The sequence below is a fragment of the Streptomyces spinoverrucosus genome, from assembly GCF_015712165.1.
Taxonomy (GTDB): domain Bacteria; phylum Actinomycetota; class Actinomycetes; order Streptomycetales; family Streptomycetaceae; genus Streptomyces; species Streptomyces spinoverrucosus_A.
In genome coordinates, this window is record NZ_JADPZX010000001.1 from 7227470 (window position 1) to 7249334 (window position 21865).

At 71.7% G+C, this 21865-nt stretch carries 17 protein-coding genes; 14 read left to right on the top strand and 3 right to left on the bottom strand.

Going from position 1 to position 21865, the window contains the following annotated elements; all coding sequences use genetic code 11:
- Positions 1-227 precede the first annotated feature (227 nt).
- From I2W78_RS32865 to I2W78_RS32875, 3 genes are read left to right on the top strand one after another with little or no spacing between them, the layout of a single operon-like run.
- Complete coding sequence (locus I2W78_RS32865; protein WP_196463883.1) at positions 228-1214, top strand: hypothetical protein; 987 nt, start codon at positions 228-230, stop codon at positions 1212-1214.
- A 53-nt stretch (positions 1215-1267) separates the two neighbouring features.
- Positions 1268-1993, top strand: coding sequence for a molybdopterin-dependent oxidoreductase (locus tag I2W78_RS32870; RefSeq protein ID WP_196463884.1), 726 nt, complete (start codon positions 1268-1270; stop codon positions 1991-1993).
- Positions 1977-2600, top strand: a complete 624-nt coding sequence (locus tag I2W78_RS32875; RefSeq protein ID WP_196463885.1) for a cytochrome b/b6 domain-containing protein — start codon at positions 1977-1979, stop codon at positions 2598-2600. The genes I2W78_RS32870 and I2W78_RS32875 overlap by 17 nt, the downstream gene beginning before the upstream one ends.
- A 522-nt stretch (positions 2601-3122) precedes the next feature.
- Here I2W78_RS32875 and I2W78_RS32880 read toward each other — a convergent pair.
- Together I2W78_RS32880 and I2W78_RS32885 are read right to left on the bottom strand one after the other, a co-directional pair.
- Complete coding sequence (locus I2W78_RS32880; RefSeq protein WP_196463886.1) at positions 3123-4520, bottom strand: GntP family permease; 1398 nt, start codon at positions 4518-4520, stop codon at positions 3123-3125.
- A gap of 51 nt (positions 4521-4571) precedes the next feature.
- Positions 4572-5099, bottom strand: a complete 528-nt coding sequence (locus I2W78_RS32885; protein WP_196463887.1) for a gluconokinase — start codon at positions 5097-5099, stop codon at positions 4572-4574.
- Positions 5100-5240: 141 nt separating this feature from the next.
- Here I2W78_RS32885 and I2W78_RS32890 point away from each other — a divergent pair, with 141 nt between their 5' ends.
- A complete protein-coding gene (locus I2W78_RS32890) occupies positions 5241-5942 on the top strand; it encodes a FadR/GntR family transcriptional regulator (RefSeq protein ID WP_196463888.1) in 702 nt (233 codons plus the stop codon).
- A gap of 9 nt (positions 5943-5951) precedes the next feature.
- On the opposite strand, the gene I2W78_RS32895 is transcribed toward I2W78_RS32890, so the two are convergent.
- Complete coding sequence (locus I2W78_RS32895; RefSeq protein ID WP_230885668.1) at positions 5952-6374, bottom strand: YchJ family protein; 423 nt, start codon at positions 6372-6374, stop codon at positions 5952-5954.
- Positions 6375-6737: 363 nt separating this feature from the next.
- On the opposite strand from I2W78_RS32895, the gene I2W78_RS32900 reads away from it, so the two are divergent.
- The 10 genes from I2W78_RS32900 (at position 6738) to I2W78_RS32945 (ending at position 21863) form a co-directional block, all read left to right on the top strand.
- Positions 6738-8603 carry a phage tail sheath C-terminal domain-containing protein gene (locus tag I2W78_RS32900; RefSeq protein ID WP_196463890.1) on the top strand — a complete coding sequence of 622 codons (1866 nt, stop codon included), beginning with the start codon at positions 6738-6740 and terminating at the stop codon, positions 8601-8603.
- 33 nt (positions 8604-8636) lie between these two features.
- A complete protein-coding gene (locus I2W78_RS32905; protein ID WP_141309194.1) occupies positions 8637-9161 on the top strand; it encodes a phage tail protein in 525 nt (174 codons plus the stop codon).
- 23 nt (positions 9162-9184) lie between these two features.
- Positions 9185-9907: a T4 family baseplate hub assembly chaperone gene (locus I2W78_RS32910; RefSeq protein WP_196463891.1), complete on the top strand. Its 723-nt coding sequence runs from the start codon at positions 9185-9187 to the stop codon at positions 9905-9907.
- Entirely contained in the window at positions 9900-10643 is a 744-nt protein-coding gene (locus tag I2W78_RS32915; protein WP_196463892.1) for a hypothetical protein, read from the top strand. The genes I2W78_RS32910 and I2W78_RS32915 overlap by 8 nt, the downstream gene beginning before the upstream one ends.
- A gap of 64 nt (positions 10644-10707) precedes the next feature.
- Entirely contained in the window at positions 10708-11535 is an 828-nt protein-coding gene (locus I2W78_RS32920; RefSeq protein WP_196463893.1) for a DUF4255 domain-containing protein, read from the top strand.
- 33 nt (positions 11536-11568) lie between these two features.
- Positions 11569-13524 (top strand): AAA family ATPase, encoded by a 1956-nt coding sequence (locus I2W78_RS32925; RefSeq protein WP_196463894.1) that lies wholly within the window; start codon positions 11569-11571, stop codon positions 13522-13524.
- Positions 13515-13787, top strand: a complete 273-nt coding sequence (locus I2W78_RS32930; RefSeq protein ID WP_196463895.1) for a hypothetical protein — start codon at positions 13515-13517, stop codon at positions 13785-13787. Before I2W78_RS32925 ends, I2W78_RS32930 begins: the two co-directional genes overlap by 10 nt.
- On the top strand, positions 13784-20359 hold the full coding sequence (locus I2W78_RS32935; protein WP_196463896.1) for an eCIS core domain-containing protein: 6576 nt from the start codon (positions 13784-13786) through the stop codon (positions 20357-20359). The genes I2W78_RS32930 and I2W78_RS32935 overlap by 4 nt, the downstream gene beginning before the upstream one ends.
- A gap of 8 nt (positions 20360-20367) precedes the next feature.
- Positions 20368-21180, top strand: a complete 813-nt coding sequence (locus I2W78_RS32940; RefSeq protein WP_196463897.1) for a hypothetical protein — start codon at positions 20368-20370, stop codon at positions 21178-21180.
- Positions 21177-21863: a hypothetical protein gene (locus tag I2W78_RS32945; RefSeq protein ID WP_196463898.1), complete on the top strand. Its 687-nt coding sequence runs from the start codon at positions 21177-21179 to the stop codon at positions 21861-21863. The genes I2W78_RS32940 and I2W78_RS32945 overlap by 4 nt, the downstream gene beginning before the upstream one ends.
- The last annotated feature ends 2 nt before the right edge of the window (positions 21864-21865 follow it).

Sequence of the window (21865 nt, forward strand, 5' to 3'; positions counted from 1 at the left end):
GACGTTCCCGCAATGGTCAGGGGCCCGATGCCGTGGCGCTATGACGTACGTCACACTCGTCCCGGTATCGGACGGCCCACGCGCACCTGGTTCGAGTCAACTCACCGGCCAGGACGTGACGTTGACGCGCGTCAAGACGTCGCAAAGCTTGACGATAACCCTTGGCTATGGATTTGCTGTCCGGGATCAGCCCACGACCAGCACCGTTGCCCGAGGAAAGTCCCGCGTTGTCCTTACCTCCGCCATCGCCCGGCCGTGCACGCAGGCCTGCGGACGTGGCCTTCGACGCGGCCCTCGACGACACCGAGCTCGGCGCGGCGCGCGCCGCGCTCGCACAGGGGCGGTGGCAGGCCGCCCGTTCCCTGCTCGCCCGTACCGGCGACGACTGGGACCGGCGCGGACACCGGATCACGGTCCTGGCGCTCGATCCGTACAGCGCGGCCTGGGCCGGCGAGTGGCTGATCGCCGAGCCGGACTCGGCCGACGCCGCCGCGCTGCTCGCCCTGGCACAGGTGCGGCGCACCCTGCGCGGCAAGGACCAGCCTGCCCGCGCCCGCGAGGCCTGCCATCACGCCGCCGCACTCGCGCCCGCCGACCCCACACCCTGGCTCGGCCTGCTCATGCTGGAGCGCGCGCTGGGCGGCCGGCGGGAGGTGGTGCGGATCTTCGAGGAGGTCCGGGCGCGGCACGTCGACCACCACCACGCCCACCATCTGATGGTCGCCCGGCTCGCCGAGCGCCGCGCCGCCGCCGGTCCGGACCCGCTGCACGAGGTGTACGACTTCGCCCACTGGGCCGCCGAGCAGGCGCCGGCCGACTCCCCGCTCGCCGTCCTGCCCGTCGTCGCGCACGCCGAGCGGTACCGCGTGCTGGCCGCCGCCGGGTTCGAACCCGCCGACCCGGCCGCCTCGGCGCACTGGAGCGGCCGCCCGGCCCGGCAGGCGCTGGCGGCCGCCCTCGACTGGTGGCTGGAATGGGAGCAGGACGGCCACCCCCGCCGCCTCGTCGACCTCAACTACCTCGCGCACGCCACGTGCCGCGAGGGCCGCGACGCGGAGGCCGCCGCGCTCTTCCAGCGGATCGGCGAGCACGCGACGCCGCAGCCGTGGTCGTACCCGGACCGGGACCCGTGCGCGGCGTTCCGCGAGGCTCGCGAGCGCGCACTCGGTGTGGGCCAGGCATCGCTGAGCCGGAGGGGTGTTACGGAATCCTGACGGCCACCCCCGATCACTGGTCCCACCGCCCGCGCCGGTGCTCGAATGGGCGGGTGAACTCCGGACAACCCGAGCAGGAGGGCCGGCCGATCGGCCGCCGGGTCCTGCTGGGCACCCTCGGCCTGGGCGCCCTCGGCGTGGTCGCCGCGCCCACCCTGCAACGCGGACTGGAGTCCTTCCTCGGCAGCGCCGCCGACAAGGACCCCACGGGCCTGACCGGCCTGCTCCCGAACGGCGGCGGCTTCCGCTACTACTCCGTCGCCGCCTCCGTCCCCAAGAAGAACGCCACCACCTACCGCCTCACCGTCGACGGCCTCGTCGACCGGCCGCGCACCTACACGCTGCCCGAGCTGCGCGCCCTGCCCCAGACCCGCCTGGTCCGGGACGTGCAGTGCGTCACGGGCTGGCGTGTCCCCGACACCCCCTTCGAGGGTGTACGGCTGTCCCGGCTGCTGGACGCGGCCGGGGTGCGCCCCACCGCGAGGGCGATCCGCTTCACCTGCTTCGACGGCACCTACTCCGAGAGCCTCACCCTCGACCAGGCCCGCCGCGCCGACGTCATGGTCGCCCTGCGCATGCAGGACGAGGACCTCAGCCACGCCCACGGCGGCCCCGTCCGCCTCTATGTGGCGCCGATGTACTTCTACAAGTCCGCGAAGTGGCTCTCCGGCATCACCGTCACCGAGGACGTGGAGCCTGGCTACTGGGAGGAACGCGGCTACGACATCGACGCCTGGGTCGGCCGTTCGAACGGACGGGACGATGAGCCTACGAGCTGACGCGCCCGCCCGGGCCACACATGTCCGCCGGTTCAGCCGGGCCGAACGGTGGGTGCACCGCACGTCCGCCGCCCTGATGGGCGTCTGCGTCCTGACGGCGGCCTGCCTGTACGTCCCCGAGCTCGCGCAGCTCGTCGGCCGCCGTGCCCTCGTCGTCACCGTCCACCAGTGGGCGGGCCTCGCCCTGCCGGTGCCGGTCCTGCTGGGCCTCGCCTCCCGCGCCTTCCGGGCCGACCTGCGGCTGCTGAACCGCTTCGGCCCGCACGACCGGGTCTGGCTGCGCGCCGCCCTGCGCCGGGACAAGCGGCACTCGGCGCGTCCGGCGGGGAAGTTCAACGCCGGACAGAAGGTCTACGCGGCCTGGATCGCCGGAGCGACGCTGGTCATGCTGGGCACGGGTCTGATCATGTGGTTCACCGACCTCACCCCGCTGGTGTGGCGGACCAGCGCGACCTTCGTCCACGACTGGCTGGCCCTCACCATCGGCATCGTCCTGGCCGGCCACATCGGCATGGCGCTGGCGGATCCGGAGGCGCGACGGGGAATGCGCACGGGCGCGGTGAGCCGGGAGTGGGCGGACCGGGAGCACTCCCTCTGGCGCACCTAGCCGGCGAACGGGAGCACTCCCTTTGGCGCGCCGCCTGGCCGACGGACGGGAGTACTCCCATTGGCGCGCCGCCTGGCCGGCGATTGGGAGCACTCCCTTTGGCGGGCCGCCTGGCCGACGGACGGGAGTACTCCCATTGGCGCGCCGCCTGGCCGGCGATTGGGAGCACTCCCTTTGGCGGGCCGCCTGGCCGACGGACGGGAGTACTCCCATTGGCGCGCCGCCTGGCCGGCGATTGGGAGCACTCCCTTTGGCGGGCCGCCTGGCCGACGGACGGGAGTACTCCCATTGGCGGGCCGCCTGGCCGGCGATTGGGAGCACTCCCTTTGGCAGGCCGCCTGGCCCACGGACGGGAGTACTCCCATTGGCGCGCCTAGTCGACGAACGGGAGCACTCCCTTTGGCGGGCCGCCTGGCCGACGGACGGGAGTACTCCCTTCGGCGCGCCCGGCCGACGGACGGGAGTACTCCCTTCGGCGCGTCTGGTCGACGCAGCCCAGCAGCACCTTGCAGGACCGTCCGCCTATATGACCAAGGACAACAGGAGGACCAAGGCGCCCGCGACCACCGAGATGATCGTCTCCATCACGGACCAGGTCTTGACCGTCTGGCCGACGGTGAGCCCGAAGTACTCCTTCACCAGCCAGAATCCGGCGTCGTTGACATGGCTGAAGAAGAGCGAACCGGCGCCGATGGCCAGCACCAGCAGAGCGGTCTCCGTGGTCGACATGCCGACCGCGAGCGGCGCGACCAGACCGGCCGCAGAGACGGTCGCCACGGTCGCCGAACCGGTCGCCAGCCGGATCGCCACCGCGATCAGCCAGGCCAGCAGCAGGGCCGGGATCGACCAGTCCTCGGAGATCTCCAGGACCATCTGGCCCACCCCGGAGTCGATCAGGGTCTGCTTGAAGCCGCCGCCCGCGCCGACGATGAGCAGGATGCCCGCGATGGGCGCGAGACCCTTCTCGACCAGCTGCGAGACCCGCTCCTTGGCGAACCCGGCGGGCCGCAGCAGCGTGAAGATGCCGAGCAGTACGGCGGCCAGCAGCGCGATCATCGGGGAGCCGATGACGTCGAAGACACGCTGGACGGTGTTCTCGGGGTCGTCGATCACGATGTCGACGAGCGCCTTGGCCAGCATCAGGATGACCGGCAGCAGGATGGTGATCAGCGTGGCGCCGAACCCGGGGCGCTTCTCCAGCTCCTCGGAGGCGCGCTGCGGGATCATGCCGTCCGGGGCCGGGACGTCAACCCAGCGGGCCGCGTACCGGGAGAACAGCGGGCCGGCGATGATCACCGTCGGGATGGCGACCAGCACGCCGAGCGCCAGCGTCACGCCGAGGTCGGCCTGCACCGCGTCGATCGCGACCAGCGGGCCGGGGTGCGGCGGGACCAGGCCGTGCATCACGGACAGGCCGGCGAGCGCGGGGATGCCGATCCGCATCAGGGAGTAGTTGCCGCGCTTGGCGACCATCAGCACGACCGGGATCAGCAGCACGACGCCGACCTCGAAGAACAGCGGCAGACCGATCACCGAGGCGATGAGCACCATCGCCCACGGCATCGAACGCCCGCCCGCCTTGGCGAGGATGGTGTCGACGACCTGGTCGGCGCCGCCCGAGTCGGCGAGCATCTTGCCGAGGATCGCGCCCAGCGCGATCAGCACGCCCACGCCGGCCACCGTGGAGCCGAGTCCGGTGGTGAAGCTGGTGATGACCTTGTCGAGGGGCGCCCCGGCGAAGGCTCCCAGCGCCAGTGACCCGATGGTCAGCGCCAGGAAGGCGTGCAGCTTGAACTTGGTGATGAGCAGGACGATGACGGCGATGCCCGCCAGTACCGCGATGCCCAGTTGAGCGTGTCCCGCCGAGGTGATCGGCTCGACGGGATCCGCCGCCAGCATCTCGGCGCTGAGTCTGGTCACGGGGGTTCCCTTGCAGGTGGGTGGGGATGGGGAGGGAGTGGGGGGTGGGGGTTACGACGCCGAGGGCGACGTCGGCTCCATGGCGTCCAGCGCGGCCACCGCGCGGGCGGTGATCTCCTCGGGGGTGCCGGCGACGTCGACCGCGACTCCGGTCTCGTCCGCCTGGAGCGGCTGCAGCGTGGCGAACTGCGAGTCCAGCAGCGCGGTCGGCATGAAGTGGCCCTGCCGCTGCGCCATCCGGTTCTCGATGAGCTCCCGGTCGCCCGTGAGGTGCACGAACGCGATCCCGGGTGCGGCGGCCCTGAGCCGGTCGCGGTACGACCGCTTCAGCGCCGAGCTGCTGACCACCCCGCCCAGCCCGGTCCGCTCGTGAGCCCAGGCGCCGATGGCGTCCAGCCACGGCCACCGGTCCTCGTCGTCGAGCGGGATGCCGGCCGACATCTTGGCGATGTTGGCCTGCGGGTGGAAGTCGTCGCCCTCGGCGTAGGGAACGCCGAGCCGGGCGGCGAGCAGCGGACCGATCGTGGTCTTGCCCGTGCCCGCGACGCCCATCACCACGACGACGTGGGGGGTACGCATGACTGCCTCGCTGTCTTCCTCGACATACGACGTCGCATCCGACGTCGGCCAAATGAAACCTTTTAGGTACGACGAATTCAAGACTCTGTGACGAATAAGTCTGACTTTTTGCGTCCGTGATCCACCCCGTACGCTGTGTGCATGAGCACGATGGGCCGGGGGCTGCACGGCCGCGTACTGGACACCCTCGGCCCCGAGATCACGGCGGGCGAGTACCCCCCGGGCAGCGTGTTGCGCACGGACGAACTGGCGCAGCGTTTCGATGTGTCACGTTCCGTGATGCGCGAGGCGGTGCGGGTGCTGGAGTCGATGCACCTGGTCGAGTCCCGGCGCCGAGTGGGCGTCACGGTCCGCGCCAAGTCCGAGTGGAATGTGTACGACCCGCAGGTCATCCGCTGGCGACTGGCCGGCACCGACCGCCCGCGGCAACTGCGCTCCCTCACGGTGCTGCGCTCGGCCGTCGAGCCGATCGCCGCGGGGCTCGCCGCGAAGAACGCCACGGCCGAGCAGTGCGCGGAACTCACCGAATGCGCCCTGGGCATGGTCGCCAACTCCCGCGGACACCAGCTGGACGGCTACCTCTTCCACGACGTGGCCTTCCACCGCGTGATCCTGAACGCCTCCGGCAACGAGATGTTCGCCCGCCTCGGTGACGTCGTCGCCGAGGTCCTCGCGGGCCGCACCCATCACGACGTCATGTTCGAAGACCCCGACCCGGCCGCCGTCACCCTGCACGTCCAGGTCGCGGAGGCGGTGCGTGAGCGCGACGCGGAGCGGGCGGAACGGCTGACCCGGGAGATCACGATCGGCGCGCTCCAGGAGCTGGACATCCTCGCGCCGTAGCGCTGCCCCTCAGTCGAGGAAGTCGCCGTCGACGTACACCCATGCCCCGTCGACGCGCTCGAACCGGCTGCGCTCGTGCAGCGTGCCGCCCTTGAAGGACGCCCGGAACGTCACCGTCCCCGTGCTGTGGAACGCGGACCCGTCGGTCGTGCCGAGGATCTCCAGTCCCGTCCAGCGCATCCCGGGGTCCAGGTCGAGGTGCGTCGGACGCGTGCGCGGATGCCAGGTCCGCAGCAGGTACCCCTCGTCGCGCCGGACGAAAGCGCTGTAGCGCGAGCGCATCAGCGCCTCGGCGGTCGGTGCGGCGGCCTCACCCCGATGAATTCGGCCACAGCACATGTCGTATGTCTCCGCAAGACCGCACGGGCATTCCGGGTTGTGCGCCGGGGTGGAGGGGCGAGGGCGGCGGGATCCGCCGGTGCGTCGGGACATGCGCTCCATTCTGCTGCACCACGGACTGTGTGGGTTGTGTGGATCAGCTGTCCCGACACGCGCACATCGTGTGCGAGTCATGTTCGCCGTCCTTCATGGAACCTCCCCCAGACCTGGCGTGAACACGTCTTGTTCGGGCAACTCCCCACTCACCAAGGTGGATTGAGCACTTGAGCATCAAGAGTCACAAGCGTGCGCTTGGCCCGGGGTGACCGACCGCCCGGGGTACCGACGGGGGAACTGGTGCGGTGCGCGTGACCACAGCCGCCCATGTGGGTGGCGTTTTGCGCACTGGTCCGGAAAGTCTCCCTCTGTCATCTCTTGGTGCCTTCGTCCGGTGCCCGAGAAGGGATTGGAGGGGGAATGCCGACGAACGCAGTAGGCCCCGCCCGGCCGACGTATCCCGGTGTCTACGTCGAAGAGCTTCCCAGCAGTACCCGCACCATCTCCGCCGTGACCACGTCGGTGACCGCGTTCGTCGGTCACACCCGGCGCGGTCCTCTCAACGAACCGGTGCGGGTCACCGGCTTCGCCGAGTTCGAGCGCCGCTTCGGGGGTCTCGGCTCGCAGAGCGCCGTCGCCTACGCGGTGCACCAGTTCTTCGCGGGCGGCGGTGGCGTCGCCGTGATCGTCCGGGTCGCCAAGGCCGGCAGCGGCAAGGCCGCCTGCGTCGTCCTGGAGTCCACCGAGGGCCACAGCGAGAGCCGCGTCCTCGAAGTCCACGCCAAGGAACCCGGCGTGTGGGGCAACGGACTGCGCGTCGCCGTCGACTACGACACCCCGCGCCCCGACGAGACCTTCAACCTGCGGGTGTACGACGCCAAGGGCGACGCCCGCGAGACCTTCACCGGCCTGTCCATGGACTCCGGTCACGGCCGCTACGCGCCCACCGTGATCAACGCCGGCTCGCGCCTCATCCGCGTCGAGGCCGTCGGCGAGGGCCGCCCCGACCCGTCCGGCACCGTCTCCAAGCCGTTCGGCGACGAGCTGCCGAACCTGGAGGTCGACCTCACCGTCAAGATCGGCGACGTGGAGCGCGAGTTCCGCCTCTACGACCCCGAGTGCGACGGCGAGGCCCCGTGCTCGGTGGCCGAGCTGGCGCTGCTGCTGGAGCGCAAGCTGCGGGCACTGCCCGACGCGCCCGGCAAGCACGCCTTCGCGGGCGCCGAGGTCACCCCCTTCGGGCGGCGCATCCAGGTCGTGGCCGGCTCCACCGACCCCGAGGACGTCGTGCGCTTCCTCGGCGAGTGCGCCAACGACCTCGGCCTGGAGGCCTCCGTCAACCCGCCCGTCTTCCCGCTGGAGGGCGGCGAGGACGGCGCGGCCCCCGGCCCGCGCGACCTCATCGGCTCCGAGGGCGACAAGACCGGCATCCACGCCCTGCGCCAGGTGGCCGACGTCAACCTGCTGTCGCTGCCCGAGCTGGCCTCGTACGAGAAGACCGAGGACATGCTCACCGTCGTCTCGGCGGCCCAGCGGCTGTGCCAGGAGCGGCGGATCTTCCTCCTCGTCGACGCGCCCAGCACCTGGGTGAGCGTGGACACGGCCCGGGCCGGCGTCGCCGCCTTCGACGCGGTGCGCGGCAACCACGCCGGTCTGTACTTCCCGCACATCCAGCTCACCGACCCGCTCACCGGGCGACTGCGCGCCTTCCCGCCGTCCGGCGCGATCGCCGGCGTCATCGCGCGCACCGACTCCGAGCGCGGCGTGTGGAAGGCCCCGGCCGGCACCGAGGCACGGCTCGTGGGCGTGCACTCGCTCACCGTCGACCTCACCGACCGTGAGACCGGGCTGCTCAACCCGCTCGGCGTCAACTGCCTGCGCACCTTCCCGCTCACCGGCCCGCTGGTGTGGGGCGCGCGCACGCTGGACGGCTCCGACGCCCTCGACAGCGAGTGGAAGTACGTGCCGGTGCGGCGGCTCGCGCTGCATGTGGAGGAGAGCCTGCAACGCGGCCTGCAGTGGGTCGTGTTCGAGCCCAACGACGAGAGCCTGTGGCAGCAGATCCGGCTCAGCGCCTCCTCGTATCTGCACACCCTCTTCCGCCAGGGCGCCTTCAAGGGCAGCACCCCGCGCGAGGCCTACTTCGTCAAGTGCGACCACGAGACCACCACCGCCGAGGACATCGCGAACGGTGTCGTCAACGTCCTGGTGGGTATCGCGCCGGTCCGGCCGGCCGAGTTCGTGATCGTCAGGATCCAGCAGACGTCCGGGCAGTTCGCGCTCTAGTCGCGGCCCCAGGAATACCGAGGACATTTACCGATGGCTGAGTTCACGGTCAACGCCCATCGTTTCGACCCGTACAAGAACTTCAAGTTCCTCGTCCTGTGGGACGGCCGTACGGTCGCGGGCATCAGCAAGATCAGTCCGCTGAAGCGGACCACCGAGGTCGTCAAGCACCGGCACGGCGGCGACCCCTCCTCCCCGCGCAAGTCGCCGGGCCGCTCCGAGTTCGAGGGCATCACCCTGGAGCGCGGGGTCACCCACGACCCCGAGTTCGACCGATGGGCCAACAAGGTCTGGCAGGTCGGAGCGGGCCTCGGCTCCGAGGTGTCCCTCGCGGACTTCCGCAAGGACATCGTCATCCAGGTCCTCAACGAGGCCGGCCAGGTCGCCGTCTCGCACAAGCTGTACCGGACCTGGCCCAGCGAGTACCAGGTGCTCGGCGAGCTCGACGCCAACGCCAACGCGGTGGCCATCCAGTCGCTGAAGCTGGAGTGCGAGGGCTGGGAGCGGGACTACGAGGTGCCCGAGCCGACCGAGCCCTCCTTCCTCAACCCGGCCTGAGCCGACGGACAGTGGGGGACCTGATGGCCGGTGCGGCCGACCTGCTGGCCACCTGGGAGGCGGGACTCACCGAGGCACCCGCCGGGCGCGCGCTGCTGCTGCACGGCACCGCGCGCCCGGACCTCGACGCCCGGGCGCTGCCCGCCCTCCCGGTGGGCGAGCGCGAGGCGGACCTGTTCGCGCTGCGCCGGGCGCTGTTCGGCGAACGCATGCAGGTACGGCTGGACTGTGCCGGGTGCGGCGCGGACATGGAGTTCGACCTGGACGCCGGGGAGTTCGCCCGGTCGGTCGGGGTGCGCGGTCAGTCCGTCGTACGGGTCGCGCACGACGGCTGGGAGGTCGAGTTCCGGCTGCCCGGCGTCGCCGACCTCACCGCGGCCGCCCACACCGAGGACCCGCGCGGGGCGCTGCTCGCGCGGTGCCTGGTCTCGGCGGCGCACGACGGGACGTCCGTCGGCGCGGACGCCCTGCCCGGGCCCGTGCAGCGCCGGATCGCCGCGGCGGTCGAGGCCGCCGACCCGGGGGCCGACGTGACGCTCAACGTGGCCTGCCCCGAGTGCGCGCGGGCCACCCGGGCGGAGCTGGACATCGCCTCCTACCTGTGGACCGAACTGGACTCCTGGGCACGGGACCTGCTCCTCGACGTCCATCTGCTCGCCACCGCCTACGGCTGGAGCGAGCCGGAGATCCTGGCGCTCAGCCCGCTGCGGCGCCGCTACTACCTGGAGATGTGCGCCGATGTCTGACTCCACCTCCGGCTCCGGGGCGACCGACTTCCTGGACCGGCTGATCGCCCGGCACGCCCCGGCCGCCACCGCTGAGCGTCCGGGCGTCGCGCGGGTACGGCCCCGGCTGCCCGGCCCGTTCGAACGCGTCGAGGCGGTACGGGCCCGGGCGCGGGACACCGACGAGGACACCGGCCCGCTGTGGCCCACCTCGACACCGTCCACCGCGCCGCGCCGGGACGTCCCGCGCCCCGGTCCGGCCGCCGAGGCGGCACGACCCCATCCGGAACGGGAGCGGACCGTCGTACACACCGAGCGGCTCGTCGGCGAGCCGGCGCCGCAGGCGCATCGGCCCGCCGTGGCCGAACTGCCGCTGCTACGGCCCGTGGCGGCGCCGGTCACCGGCCCCCGGCCGGTCCCGGACACCGGCCGGCGCGCGTCGGGGCGGCCCGAGCCGGCCGCCCACCCGACCGCGGCGTCCGCGCCCATCCCCCCGGGCGCGGACGCCGCCATCCCCGCCCCGCCGGGCGCCGCGCGCCCCCGGGCCGCGGACACGGCGGCGGCCCGGGACGCCGTCCGGCAGGCCGCGGCCCGGCGGTCCGGGCGGGCGCCCGAGAAGGTCGTGCAGGTGCAGATCGGGCGGCTGGAAGTGACGGCGGCGGGGCCGTCCGACGGCAACCGGCAGCACACGCCCGCGACCCGGCGGCCGGGGGCGACGGTGAGCCTCGCCGAGTACCTGGCTCGGGGGCGTGAATGAGCGGCACAGCCAGGACCAGGACGACGACGAGGACGAGGACGAGAGGGACCGAGGAACCGACGTCATGAGCAACGCACTTGCCATCGCCCATGTGACCCAGGCCCTCGCCCTGCTGATCGAGAACAACATCGGGCCCGAGACCGACCTGGGGGTGAAGGTCGAGGCCCGCAGACCACCGGCCGAGCCGTCGGTCGACCAGCCCACCATCTCGGTCTTCCTCTACCAGGTCACGCCCAACGTCTCGCAGCGCAACAACGACCTGCCGACCCGCGCGGGCGACGGCACGCTGGTCAAGCGGCCGGCCGCCGCGCTCGACCTGCACTACCTGATCAGCGCGTACGGCGACGAGAACGAACTCGTCGGACAGCGGCTGATCGGCTCCGTGGTGCGCACGCTGCACGAGATCCCGATCCTGCCCAAGGACATCATCGAAATCGCCGGTGAGAAGCCCTGGTTGGCGGGCAGCGACCTCGCCGAGGCGGCGCAGCGGGTGCGGTTCACGCCGACCGTGATGGACATCGACGAGACGTCGAAGCTGTGGGGGATGCTCCACCAGACGCCGTACGCGCTGTCCGTGGTCTACCAGGCGGCGCTGGTCCTCATCGACGGCCGGGAGATTCCGGCGCCGCGCAAGCCGGTGGAGCGGGCGGATGTGCGGGTGCTGCCGTTCGGGGCGCCGGGGGCGCCGGTCCCTCCGGGGGCGGAGCCGAGGGCTGAGGAGCCTCCGCCTGCCGGGGAGCCGACGGCCGAGGAGCCCGCTCCGGCGAGTGGTGCCAAGAAGACCGCGAAGGCCCCGGCGAAGACCGTGGCCAAGGCTCCGGCACGCGCCCGCAAGACCACCCGGGCGAGCAAGTCGGCGCAGTCGGAACCCCGGAGAGGCACGGAGAGCTGAGGCGAGATGGGAACCACGGGGGCAGGTGAGGACATGGGCACGCACGACACGGCGGCCACCGGCGGTGACGCCGCCGCGCTGGCCGAGGAGATCCGTCGCGTCCTCGCCCGCGTCGACGCCCACGCGGCGCGCACCGTCGAGCCGGAAGCGGAACACACCGAAGCCGCCGCCCTCGACCCCGTACGACAGCCCACCGCCCCCCTCGACGCCCTCGTCACCTGCTTCGGGCTCACCCCCTTCGAGCGCGACCTCGTCCTGCTCGCCGCCGCCCAGGAGCTGGAGCCCACGACGGCCGCCCGGTGTGCCGCCGCCAGCGGTGATCCGGAGCGGGCGTACCCCACCTTCTCGCTCGCCCTGGCGGCCCTCGCCGAGCCGCACTGGAGCGCGCTCACACCGGTGGCGCCGCTGCGGCGCTGGCGGATCGTCGAGCTGGACGACGACACCCGGCTCACCACCTCCCGGCTCCGGCTCGACGAACGCATCCTGCACTTCCTGCTCGGCTCGCCCTATCTGGACGCCCGGCTGCACGGCCGGCTGCGGCGCGCCCCGGTCCCCGACCGGCTGCCGCCGTCGTACGACCTGGCCGCGAACCGGGTCGCCGCGGGCTGGACGACGTCCCCGGCGCCGGACGTGCCGCCGCTCGTCGAGGTGACCGGCGGCGACGCGCGCAGCCGGGCCGACATCGCGGCCGCGGCGGCGAGCCGGTGCGGGCTCGGGCTGTACGCGACGAGCGCCGAGGACCTGCCCACCGACCCCGCCGGACGGGACCGGCTGGCCCGGCTGTGGCAGCGCGAGGCGATCCTGCTGCCCGCCGCGCTCCTCGTAGAGGTGGGCGAACTGGACCGCGACCAGCGGGCGGCGACCGAGGCGTTCCTGGCCGGGGCGGCCGTACCCGTGGTGGTGTCCAGCGAGGACCCGCTGCGCTCCGACCGCCCGCACGGCGCCCGCGTGACGGTCCCCCGGCTCGACGACGACGAACAACTCGCCCTGTGGACCGAGGCGTTCGAGGACGTCGACCTGGACGAACGCGAACTCCGGTCCCTGGTAGCCCAGTTCCAGCTGCCACCGCACGTCGTCCGCACCGCCGCCGCCACGGTACGCCGTGACCTGCCCGTCGAGGACGAGCTGGACGCCGCCCACCTCGCCTGGCGGGCCGGCATGGAGGAGGCCCGCATCGGCATGGACGGGCTGGGCCGGCGGATCGAACCCCGCGCCGGGTGGGACGACCTGGTGCTGCACGAGCGGCAGGTCGCCGTGCTGCGCGAGATCGTCGCCCACGTGCGGCAGCGGCCGACCGTCCACCAGGAATGGGGCTTCGCGGGCACCCTGCGCCGCGGACTCGGCGTCACCGCGCTGTTCGCGGGCGGCTCGGGCACCGGCAAGACGCTGGCCGCCGAGGTCATGGCGAAGGAGCTGGGCCTCGACCTGTTCGTCATCGACCTGTCCCAGGTGGTCAGCAAGTACATCGGCGAGACCGAGAAGAACCTGCGCCGCGTCTTCGACGCCGCCGAACGCGGCGGCGCGCTGCTGCTCTTCGACGAGGCGGACGCCCTGTTCGGCAAGCGCAGCGAGGTCAAGGACAGCCACGACCGGTACGCCAACCTCGAAGTGAGCTATCTGCTGATGCGGATGGAGGCCTACCGCGGCCTCGCCGTCCTCACCACCAACATGAAGAAGGCCCTCGACACCGCCTTCCTGCGCCGCATCCGTTTCGTCGTCGACTTCCCCTTCCCGGCCGAGCACGAGCGCGCCGAGATCTGGCGGCGCGTGCTGCCGCCGCAGGCCCCGGTGAAGGACATCGACTGCGACCTGCTCGCCCAGCTCACCGTCGCGGGCGGCTCGATCCGCAACATCGCCCTGTCCGGGGCCTTCCTCGCCGCCGAGGAGGGCGACCGCCTCCAGATGCGGCACATGCTCGCGGCGGCCCGCACCGAGTACCTGAAGCTGGAGCGGTCCCTGACACCGACGGAGGTCCGGGGATGGGTGTGACACCGCGCGAGATCCGCGTCGAGATCGGCGAACTGGCCCTCGAAGGCTTCCGGGTGGACCCCGACCGGGTGTCCGCCGCCTTCGCCGAGGAACTGACCCGCCTCATCGAACGGCACGGCGTCCCCGCCGACGCCTCCTGGACCGCCGAGGCCCTGACCGGGCTGCCGCCCCTGCCCGCCGGACTGTCCGCACGCCGCCTCGGCCAGGAACTGGCCCGCGCGGTCCACGAAGGCCTGTCCGGCCACGGGGAGGTGAGCCGGTGAGCAACGGCCGCACCCAGGACGCCCGCGCCGAACAGTCGGCCGAGGCGCGCCGCCGCAAACGCAAGGAGCGGGCCGCCAAGTCCCGTACCCCCGAACCCAAGAACATCGTCAGCGGCGCCGGGCAGCCTCTCGACCCCGGCGTGCGGCGGGACCTGGAGGAGCGGCTCGGTCACGACCTGGGCCGCGTCCGCCTGCACACCGGCCGGGACGCCGGGCAGCTCACGGAGCTGCTCGGCGCGGACGCGGTCGCCGTCGGCCAGGACGTCTTCTTCCGCGAGGGCGCCTTCAAACCCGGCACGGACGAGGGCCGCCGCCTGCTCGCCCACGAGCTGCTGCACACCGTGCAGAACCCGCACGGCCTCGGCGCCCTGCGCGCCGGGCGCGAACTGGGCGCCGTCAGCCTGCCGCAGCAGTCGATCGAGCGCGAGGCTGAATCGGCGGCGCGGGACCTCGTACGCAACCGGCAGACCCCCGAGGTCGAGGAGGGCCAGGCCACCCCGGGCTGGCTGCGCTACGCCACCGTCGACGCCGACCGCAGCCGCACCGAGGCCATCGACCCGGCGACCCTCCTCGACCGGCTCACCAACTCCGTCGTGCGCTCGCTGCGCAGCGACCCGGAGGACCTGTCCAAGCGCACCCGCAAGCAACTCGCCCGACTGCCGGAGGAGTTGCTCGACGGGGTCCTGACGCGCCTGGAGAGCAGGCTGCTCGGTTCCGAACACGACCGGGTGCTCGACTTCGTCGACGAGATCGAGGCGTACGACGACTTCGCCGACGACGGCCTGGAACGCGACGCCCACGAGGCGCCCGCGCTCGCACCGGACCTGGCCGAGGAGGTACGGGCCGAGCGGGAGCGCGCGGACCGGGCCGCGGGGGAACGGCGGGCGGAGGAGCGGGCGCCGGACGTGGCGCCCGGGCCGGAGAAGGAGCAGGTACCGGAGGAGGAGCGGGTACCGGAGGAGGGGGCGCGGGGGAGAACTCCGCAGAACCGGGGGGAGCAGGGGGCCGCTCCGGAGGGCGAGGGGGCGGGTTCCCAGGAGCCGGCGTCCTCGGCGCCCGCTTCTGATGGCGCCTCCGGCGAGAAGGAGTCCGCAGGCTCGGAGGCCGGTCAGGCCGGGCAGGAGAAGGGCGGTCAGGCCGGGCAGAAGAAGGAGGCCGGGGGCCAGGAGGCGACCGAGCGGCAGGAGACGCCGGCCGCGAGCAAGGAGGAGTCGGCGGCGAAGAACCGCCCGGGCGCCGCGGAGGCCGCCGTCGCCGGACGGCAGATGAAGCCGCAGGACAAACGAGGCGGGCAGAAGCCGACCGGCTCGCCGACCGTGTCCGGCAAGGACACGCAGCTGCCGGGCGCGTTCAGCACGCTCGACGGCAGACGCAACCAGGACCTCGAAGGCCAGGAGGAGGAGACCGACGACGACCCCTTCGGCTCCGGCAGCGAGTCGGAGGTCGAGGTCGGGGGAGAGGAACCCAGCGCCTGGGACATCAAGCTCCAGCCCGAGGACTTCCTGCCGAAGGAGGACCTCGACGTCTCCGGCGTACGGACCGTCGACGAACTGGACCCGTCGTCGTCCGGGTCCCCTTCCCTGCCCTCCTTCCCTGCCCCGCCGCCCACCAGGGCCGACCAGGTGCAGGCCGAGCGGGAGGCGGAGGACGCCGAGGAGGCGGCGGCGGAGACGGAACCGGAGCCCGAGGAAGCGGCGGAGGACGCCGAATCCTCGGCTCCGGAGACCGAAGGCGGGCCGGAGAGTGACGGCGCGGCGGGCGGCCTCGCCGTGGAGCGGGCCGCCGCGCCCCCGGCCGTACCCGCCACCGGTGCCAGGGACCCCAAGAGCGGCGATGACCCCAAGGCGGGTCCGGTCGCGGCCCAGACCACAGTCCAGGAGGCGCCGAACAAGGCGGAGTCGAAGTCCGAGGGCGGCAGCGAGGCCAAGGAGTCCGCGGCCAAGGAGGAGAAGGGCACCGCCGCGGCGGGCGACAAGGCGCCGGCGGCTCCGGAGAAGGAGTCCCAGCAGGCGGCGGGCGGGCAGTCGGCACAGTCCGATGCCGGGGCGATGGAGTCGGCGGGCGGCGGATCGGGCGGTGCCGGTGCCACGGAGTCCGCCGGTGCGGGTTCGGCGGGGTCGGCTCCGGCGCAGGAGCAGCGGACGGAACCGGAGCCTCGTCCCGCACCTGAGCCTCGTAGCGAACCCGAGGCCCGCACCGAACCCGAATCCGGTGCTCGTACGGAAGCCCCGGCACCGGCACCGAAGTCCGCACCCGCACCCGCGCCCGCCGCAGGGCCGGCCGCCGCCCCGAAGTCGGCACCGGAGAGCGCACCGGCGCCCGAGCAGGCCCCGTCGGCCGGGACACCACGCGGCGGTGGCGGTGCCACGGGTGGAGGAGCGGGAGCCGCCCCGGCCGCGCGCGGCAAGGGCAGGAAGGACTCCGCCCCGGCCCCCGATCTCTCCGGCGTCTCGCCCGAGGCGGGCCTCGCCACCGCGGCCAAGCTGAAGCCGCACAAGGCGCTTCAGGCCATGGGCGGCGTGGGCGGCGCGGTGGACCGCTCGGTCGGTGACGAGCACAAGACGCTGGCGGCCGCCCCTCCGTCGATGGAACGCCCGGCGGGCGCCCCGCAGACCCTCCAGGGCAAGCCGAAGGCGGACGCCCCGGCGCAGTACTCGCAGGATCCGGCCCAGCAGGCGCAGGAACCGGACCGCGAGAACGCGGAGGTCACCGGCGCGAAACAGCCCGAAGGCCAGATCGAGGCGGAGAAGGCCGAGGAGCCGGGCGGCTGGGACACCTTCAAGATGGCGCTGGGCTTCGGCATCGGCAAGGTGGCGAGCTGGCTCGGCTTCGAGGTGGACGCGCAGGAACTGGCGGCCAAGTTCGCCGGGCTGCCGACGAAGGACGAGGCGCTGAAGCAGGCGCAGGCGGGCAACGCGCCCGGCGTGCAGATGCAGGGTGCGGCCGATCAGAAGGCCGGGGAGCAGAGCGGGCACGTCGACGCCAAGGGTCAGGAGACCGTGTCGACGGCTCGGGACGACTCGGGCCGGGCGATGGGCGAGGACCAGGTCTACCCCAACGCACCCAAGGAGCAGCTCACCGCGCAGGTGCCGGGTGGCCAGGGCGGTGGCGGTGAGGGTGTCGGGGCCACGGGCGCCGGGGGTGCCGTGCCTCCGGAGGCGGCGTCCGAGGTGGCCGAGCACGAACGCGGGCCGCAGTTCCAGGCGGCCTTCTCCGACGGCCAGAAGGGCATCTCGGAGGGTCGGCAGGCCAAGGACCGCGACTTCCGGGGCGCCCAGGCCAAGCACAAGCAGCAGGTGGACGCCGAGATCGCGGCGAACACACAGACGCAGGCGGGCGAGCGCGAGAAGGCGATGGGCGAGGTCACCGCCCAGCGCGAGGACTGGCGCACCCAGCAGGACGAGGAGCTCAGGAGCCTCGGCGACAAGAAGACCGACCGGCACGATCAGGTCCGCAAGGACGTCGAGGACCAGGAGAAGCAGACCGACGACAACGTCGAGAAGGAGAAGGAGGGCAGCGACAAGAAGATCAAGGACGAGGGCGAGAAGGCGGAACGGGAGGCCGAGCAGAAGAAGGACGCCTCGGTCCAGGAGTCCGGCAACTGGATCACGAAGGCCTTCGAGTGGATCAAGCAGAAGGTCATCGAGATCAAGAACGCGATCGTCCGGGTGATCCGGGCCGCGCGGGACGCGGTGGTCGGCTTCATCCGCAACTTCAAGGAGACGGTCGAGCGCTGGATCAACGAGGCCCGCAAGAACATCGTCGACGCGATCAAGAAGTTCATCACGGACCTGATCGAGTTCGCGAAGGCGATGGTCCGCGCGGTCATCGAACTGGCCAACCGGATCCGCAAGTTCATCACGGACCTGATCGCGGCGGCGATCGCCCTCGTCAACCGCCTGGCCCAGGCCCTGAAACAAGCGATCACCGACCTGCTGAACGCCATCGGCAGGTTGCTCAGCAGCATCCTCGACTTCCTGAAGAAGGCCCTGCTGGCCGCGGTCGAGGCGGTCGTGGCGGCGGTCAAGGCGATCATGGACTTCGCGGCGGGTCTGCTGAGCGCGCTCGGCGACTTCATGCTGATCGCGGTCGACTTCCTCTCCGACCCCGGCGGCTGGCTCAGCGGCGCCAAGAACTCCGCCGTGGACGGCGCGAAGAACCACCTCTTCCGCGAGGTGAAGGCGGCCGTCAAGGACTGGTTCCAGTCCAAGATCGAGGAGATCCTGGGCATCCCGAGGGCCATCCTGGACAAGCTGATCAAGGGCGGCATCACCCTCGAACGAATCGTCAAGGAGACCTGGGACGCCATCGTCCCCCAACTGCCCCTGATCATCGGCGAGATCGTCATCACGAAGGTCATCGCCAAGCTGATCCCCGGCGCGGGCTGGGTGATGGCGGTCATCGACGCCATCCGCACCGCCATCGGCGCCCTGGGCGAGATCCTCCGCGCGTTCGGCGCGGTCCTCGACTGGCTGAAGGCGGTCCGCAGCGGCGGCGCCGGAATCCTGTTCGCCAAGGCGATCGCGGCCGGCATCGTCGCCCTCCTCGAACTGGCCTACGAGGCCCTCCTGTCCGGCATCGGCAAGTACGTGGCGAAGGTGGGACGGCGGCTGCGGGGCGTGGCGGAGCGGCTGGGCAAGGGCAAGGGGGAGAAGCCGGGCGGGGGTAAGGCGGCGGGGGCTGAGAGCTCGGATGACAAGGGCGGAACGAAGAAGGACCAGGAAGGGGCCGCGAGGAAGCCGGGATTGAGCACTCAGCCAAGGGCCGCACGCCCGACCACGACGGCACCGGAGTCGGGCAAGGCCAAGGACAGCGCGCCCAAGATGCCCAGGACCCCGGGCGACACGAAGACACCCACGACCCCCGTGGCCAAGGACAAGAGCGGCAAGCCGAAGGACAAGGACGAGAAGCCGGACACCAGGCCCACCCCGACGCCGAAACCCAAGCCGAAGGCGGAGCCGCGCCCGAAGCCGAAGACTGAGCCGGACACGCCGACCAAGCCGCAGGACGACAGGCGGGGACAGGACCGCCCCAGGGACGACCGCGACTCCACGCGCCCAAGGGGCGACGACCGTACGGGGCCGGACCGGGACTCCACCCGCCAGAAGGGCGATCAGGACCCCACGCGCTCCAGGGACGGTGGCGATGGCCCCCAGGGCCGCCGTCCCGGCCAGGACGCGGACCGGGACGCAGATCGGACGAAGCGCCGCGACCCCAACCGCACCAATGACAAGGGCGCCGCCCGGCCGAAGAGCGACCGCGACGACGCTCCCCGCAGGACCAAGGCGAAGCCCGAAGAGGGCGGAGGGCGCCGGCGCAGGCGCGGACCCGACGAGAATGGCCGAGGCAGGCCCCGGACGCGTAACGACCGCAGTGGTCCTGGCAGGCCCAAGTCCCGGTCGGACAAGGACCGGCGGAAGAGGGACGAGAACTCACCCGAGTCGAAGGACAAACGGCTCGCGGAGATCATCGCGCGCATCCGGCCAAAGCTGGAGGCACTTCTCGAGAAGCGCACCCCCGAACTTGCCTTCCGAGGTGTCCTGCGGGCGATGCGCGCCTGGTACCGGCTGACGGACCTGTCGGCCGTGGGCGCCGAGGACTTCCGGGTCATCGCGACTCTGAATCCCCAAGGCCTGGCCACGACCGGCGAGTTCGAGACGTTCGCGCTCGGCGAGCACGAGGACAAGGTGGTCACGGAGATCCGGGAGGCGATAGAGGGCCAAGTAGGCTCCGGGCAGTACCAACTGAAGGACATCGTCGAGCTGTGTACCCGTATCGGTGACGCCATCCTGGCGAAGCACCGGAAGGCGGCAGCGGCGCAGCAAAGCAACCAGTCGCAGCGTCAGGCCACGAAGAGGAAGAACTCCGGCCGGCAGACCGGGCCGCGGCTCGGGGAGCTCCACTGGAAGCCGGACCGGGCGCTCCTCAACGACGTCGTGGCCCGGGAGTTCCCCGACTCCGTGTTCCTGAACTACGTCCGTGCGGCGACTGGGAACCAGGACGCCGAGACCGTCCACATCGGACAGTTCCGCAAGGACCAGAGCACATTGCGGGAGTCCGGGGAGCGCCAGGGGGACCAAGCGGTCTTCAAGGACCCCCGGTTTCCCCTGCGTGAATACGTAAAGAGCGAGTCGGGCAGCTTCGTCCCCCGATATGTGCAACGTGCCCTCGCCAAGCGGGACAAGAGGCCGGAGAAGCGCGGAATAACAGCCCCGGCTCCGCAGATGGCGGCGACTCCCGAGTCGATCATGGCCCATGTGCAGGGCGCTCCCACAGGCCCCAACGGAGAGAAACTGACCCCGTTCACGTCCACCACGAAAATAGACGCCAAGAACCTGACGAATGCCCAAGGGGTGCGGCTCGGCGGTGAATACGGGCTCGTGACCATCGATCTGCTGCACGTGTCGCCCACCCAGATCTACGACCTCACTGGAGCCGTCGAGCAGGAGTTCTACGGGCTGGCGAATCCGGTGGCGTCGCAACGTCAGGCCCTACAGGATGTGGTACGGACCCAGGAGGTCCTGATTCACGGAACAATTCCGGCCGAGGCGATCAAACGGCTGGAGGATTGAGGGACACCATGGGCTTCGACTCCTACCATTGGCAGGAATACTCCATTCCCGACCCACAACTCGCCGAACACCGCGAGAAACTGGCGTCCGGAATGGGGGGACCGGACGATTTCCTCGCCCTGCTGCACAGTGGCGATCCGGTGGCCGTAGGAGTGGCTCTCGACCAATACAAGCAGGCTGAGGCACTCACCAGGTTCGGCGGGTCCCATCCGTACGGTGAACAGGACAGTGCCGTGCGGGAGGTGGCCCGTCGGGTGCTGGCGGAGCCGCCCTACCCGATCGACGAGGAGGATGGGGACGAGCCGGGCCTCAACCACGCCAGTGCCCTGCTGGTGCTCGCCCATCTTGCCGCGGCCGACGACTGCGACCGCATCGCCGGGATCGTGCGGACCCGGCCTTCCCCGTCGGTCATGAACGCCGCCGGGCAGGCGGCAGCGCGTGCGCTGATGGCCTCGGAGAGCCTCAGCGAAAACCTGGTCGAGGCACTCGGCGCGGTCCTGCTCGACGAATCCGGGGGAACGCGGGATCGGCTCGACGCGTTGGGCGCCTTCCGGTACGTGCGGGACGAAAGGGTCGGCGAAATTCTTGAGCGCGCCGCGCATACACGTGACGAAAGGGTGCAGGCCGAAGTTGTCGCGGTTCTCGTGAATCACTTCCTGGCGACCCGTATGAACGTCGTCGATGAGGTCACAGCCTCCTGGGAGCCGAATCCCTCCCGTATTCAGGAGCGCATTCTGCGTGCCCTGGAAGAGGCGAAACGCCACCTCGCCGGACCCGAGGACTCGCCGTCCCAGACAGACCCCGGAATGGAAACAACATGACCCGCTACGCCGACATCCCCAAACCCATCCGCTCCGGCATCGTCGTCGTCAACCCCGACACCGGCACCCCGCAGCGCATCATCGTGCTGCAGTTCAACCCGGACACCCTGGAGCGGAGCGTGGCGCCGCAGTCCGCCGGGGACAGTGGTGACGGCGGTGGTGGTGGCGCCGGGAACGGGGACCGGAACGAGGCGCTTCGGCTCAAGGGGCCCGCGCAGGAGACCTGGAAGTTCACCGCCGAGATCGACGCCACCGACCAGTTCGAGATCGCCGCGCCCGACGGGATCCATCCGCAGCTGGCGACGCTGGAGATGCTCGTCCAGCCGACCACCGCCCAGCTGCGCGCGGCGAGCCGGCTGGCGGAGAAGGGGACCATCGAGATCAGCCCGATCGAGATGCCGCTGACGTTGTTCACCTGGGGGAGCAAGCGGGTCATGCCCGTGCGGCTGACCGAGCTCTCCATCAACGAGTCCGCCTTCGACGTGAACCTCAATCCCATCCGCGCCTCGCTCAGCATCGGCATGAAGATCCTCACGGTCAGCGACCTGCCCGCCGGGCACCGCGGCGCCGACCTGTACATGGCGCACCTCGCGCAGAAGGAACAGCTCGCCGCCGCCGCGCGCGGCGGCAGTGCCGGGGCCCTCGGGCTGGGCGGCAGCGGCGTACTGAGTGGAAGGGGCTGAAC

Excerpts from the sequence above, each read along its gene's own strand:
- I2W78_RS32875 (WP_196463885.1), top strand. The coding sequence starts at position 1,977 with ATGAGCCTACGAGCTGACGCGCCCGCCCGGGCCACACATGTCCGCCGG.
- I2W78_RS32885 (WP_196463887.1), bottom strand. The coding sequence starts at position 5,099 with ATGCGTACCCCCCACGTCGTCGTGGTGATGGGCGTCGCGGGCACGGGC.
- I2W78_RS32890 (WP_196463888.1), top strand. The coding sequence starts at position 5,241 with ATGAGCACGATGGGCCGGGGGCTGCACGGCCGCGTACTGGACACCCTC.
- I2W78_RS32895 (WP_230885668.1), bottom strand. The coding sequence starts at position 6,374 with ATGTCCCGACGCACCGGCGGATCCCGCCGCCCTCGCCCCTCCACCCCG.
- I2W78_RS32900 (WP_196463890.1), top strand. The coding sequence starts at position 6,738 with ATGCCGACGAACGCAGTAGGCCCCGCCCGGCCGACGTATCCCGGTGTC.
- I2W78_RS32905 (WP_141309194.1), top strand. The coding sequence starts at position 8,637 with ATGGCTGAGTTCACGGTCAACGCCCATCGTTTCGACCCGTACAAGAAC.
- I2W78_RS32910 (WP_196463891.1), top strand. The coding sequence starts at position 9,185 with ATGGCCGGTGCGGCCGACCTGCTGGCCACCTGGGAGGCGGGACTCACC.
- I2W78_RS32915 (WP_196463892.1), top strand. The coding sequence starts at position 9,900 with ATGTCTGACTCCACCTCCGGCTCCGGGGCGACCGACTTCCTGGACCGG.
- I2W78_RS32920 (WP_196463893.1), top strand. The coding sequence starts at position 10,708 with ATGAGCAACGCACTTGCCATCGCCCATGTGACCCAGGCCCTCGCCCTG.
- I2W78_RS32925 (WP_196463894.1), top strand. The coding sequence starts at position 11,569 with ATGGGCACGCACGACACGGCGGCCACCGGCGGTGACGCCGCCGCGCTG.
- I2W78_RS32930 (WP_196463895.1), top strand. The coding sequence starts at position 13,515 with ATGGGTGTGACACCGCGCGAGATCCGCGTCGAGATCGGCGAACTGGCC.
- I2W78_RS32940 (WP_196463897.1), top strand. The coding sequence starts at position 20,368 with ATGGGCTTCGACTCCTACCATTGGCAGGAATACTCCATTCCCGACCCA.
- I2W78_RS32945 (WP_196463898.1), top strand. The coding sequence starts at position 21,177 with ATGACCCGCTACGCCGACATCCCCAAACCCATCCGCTCCGGCATCGTC.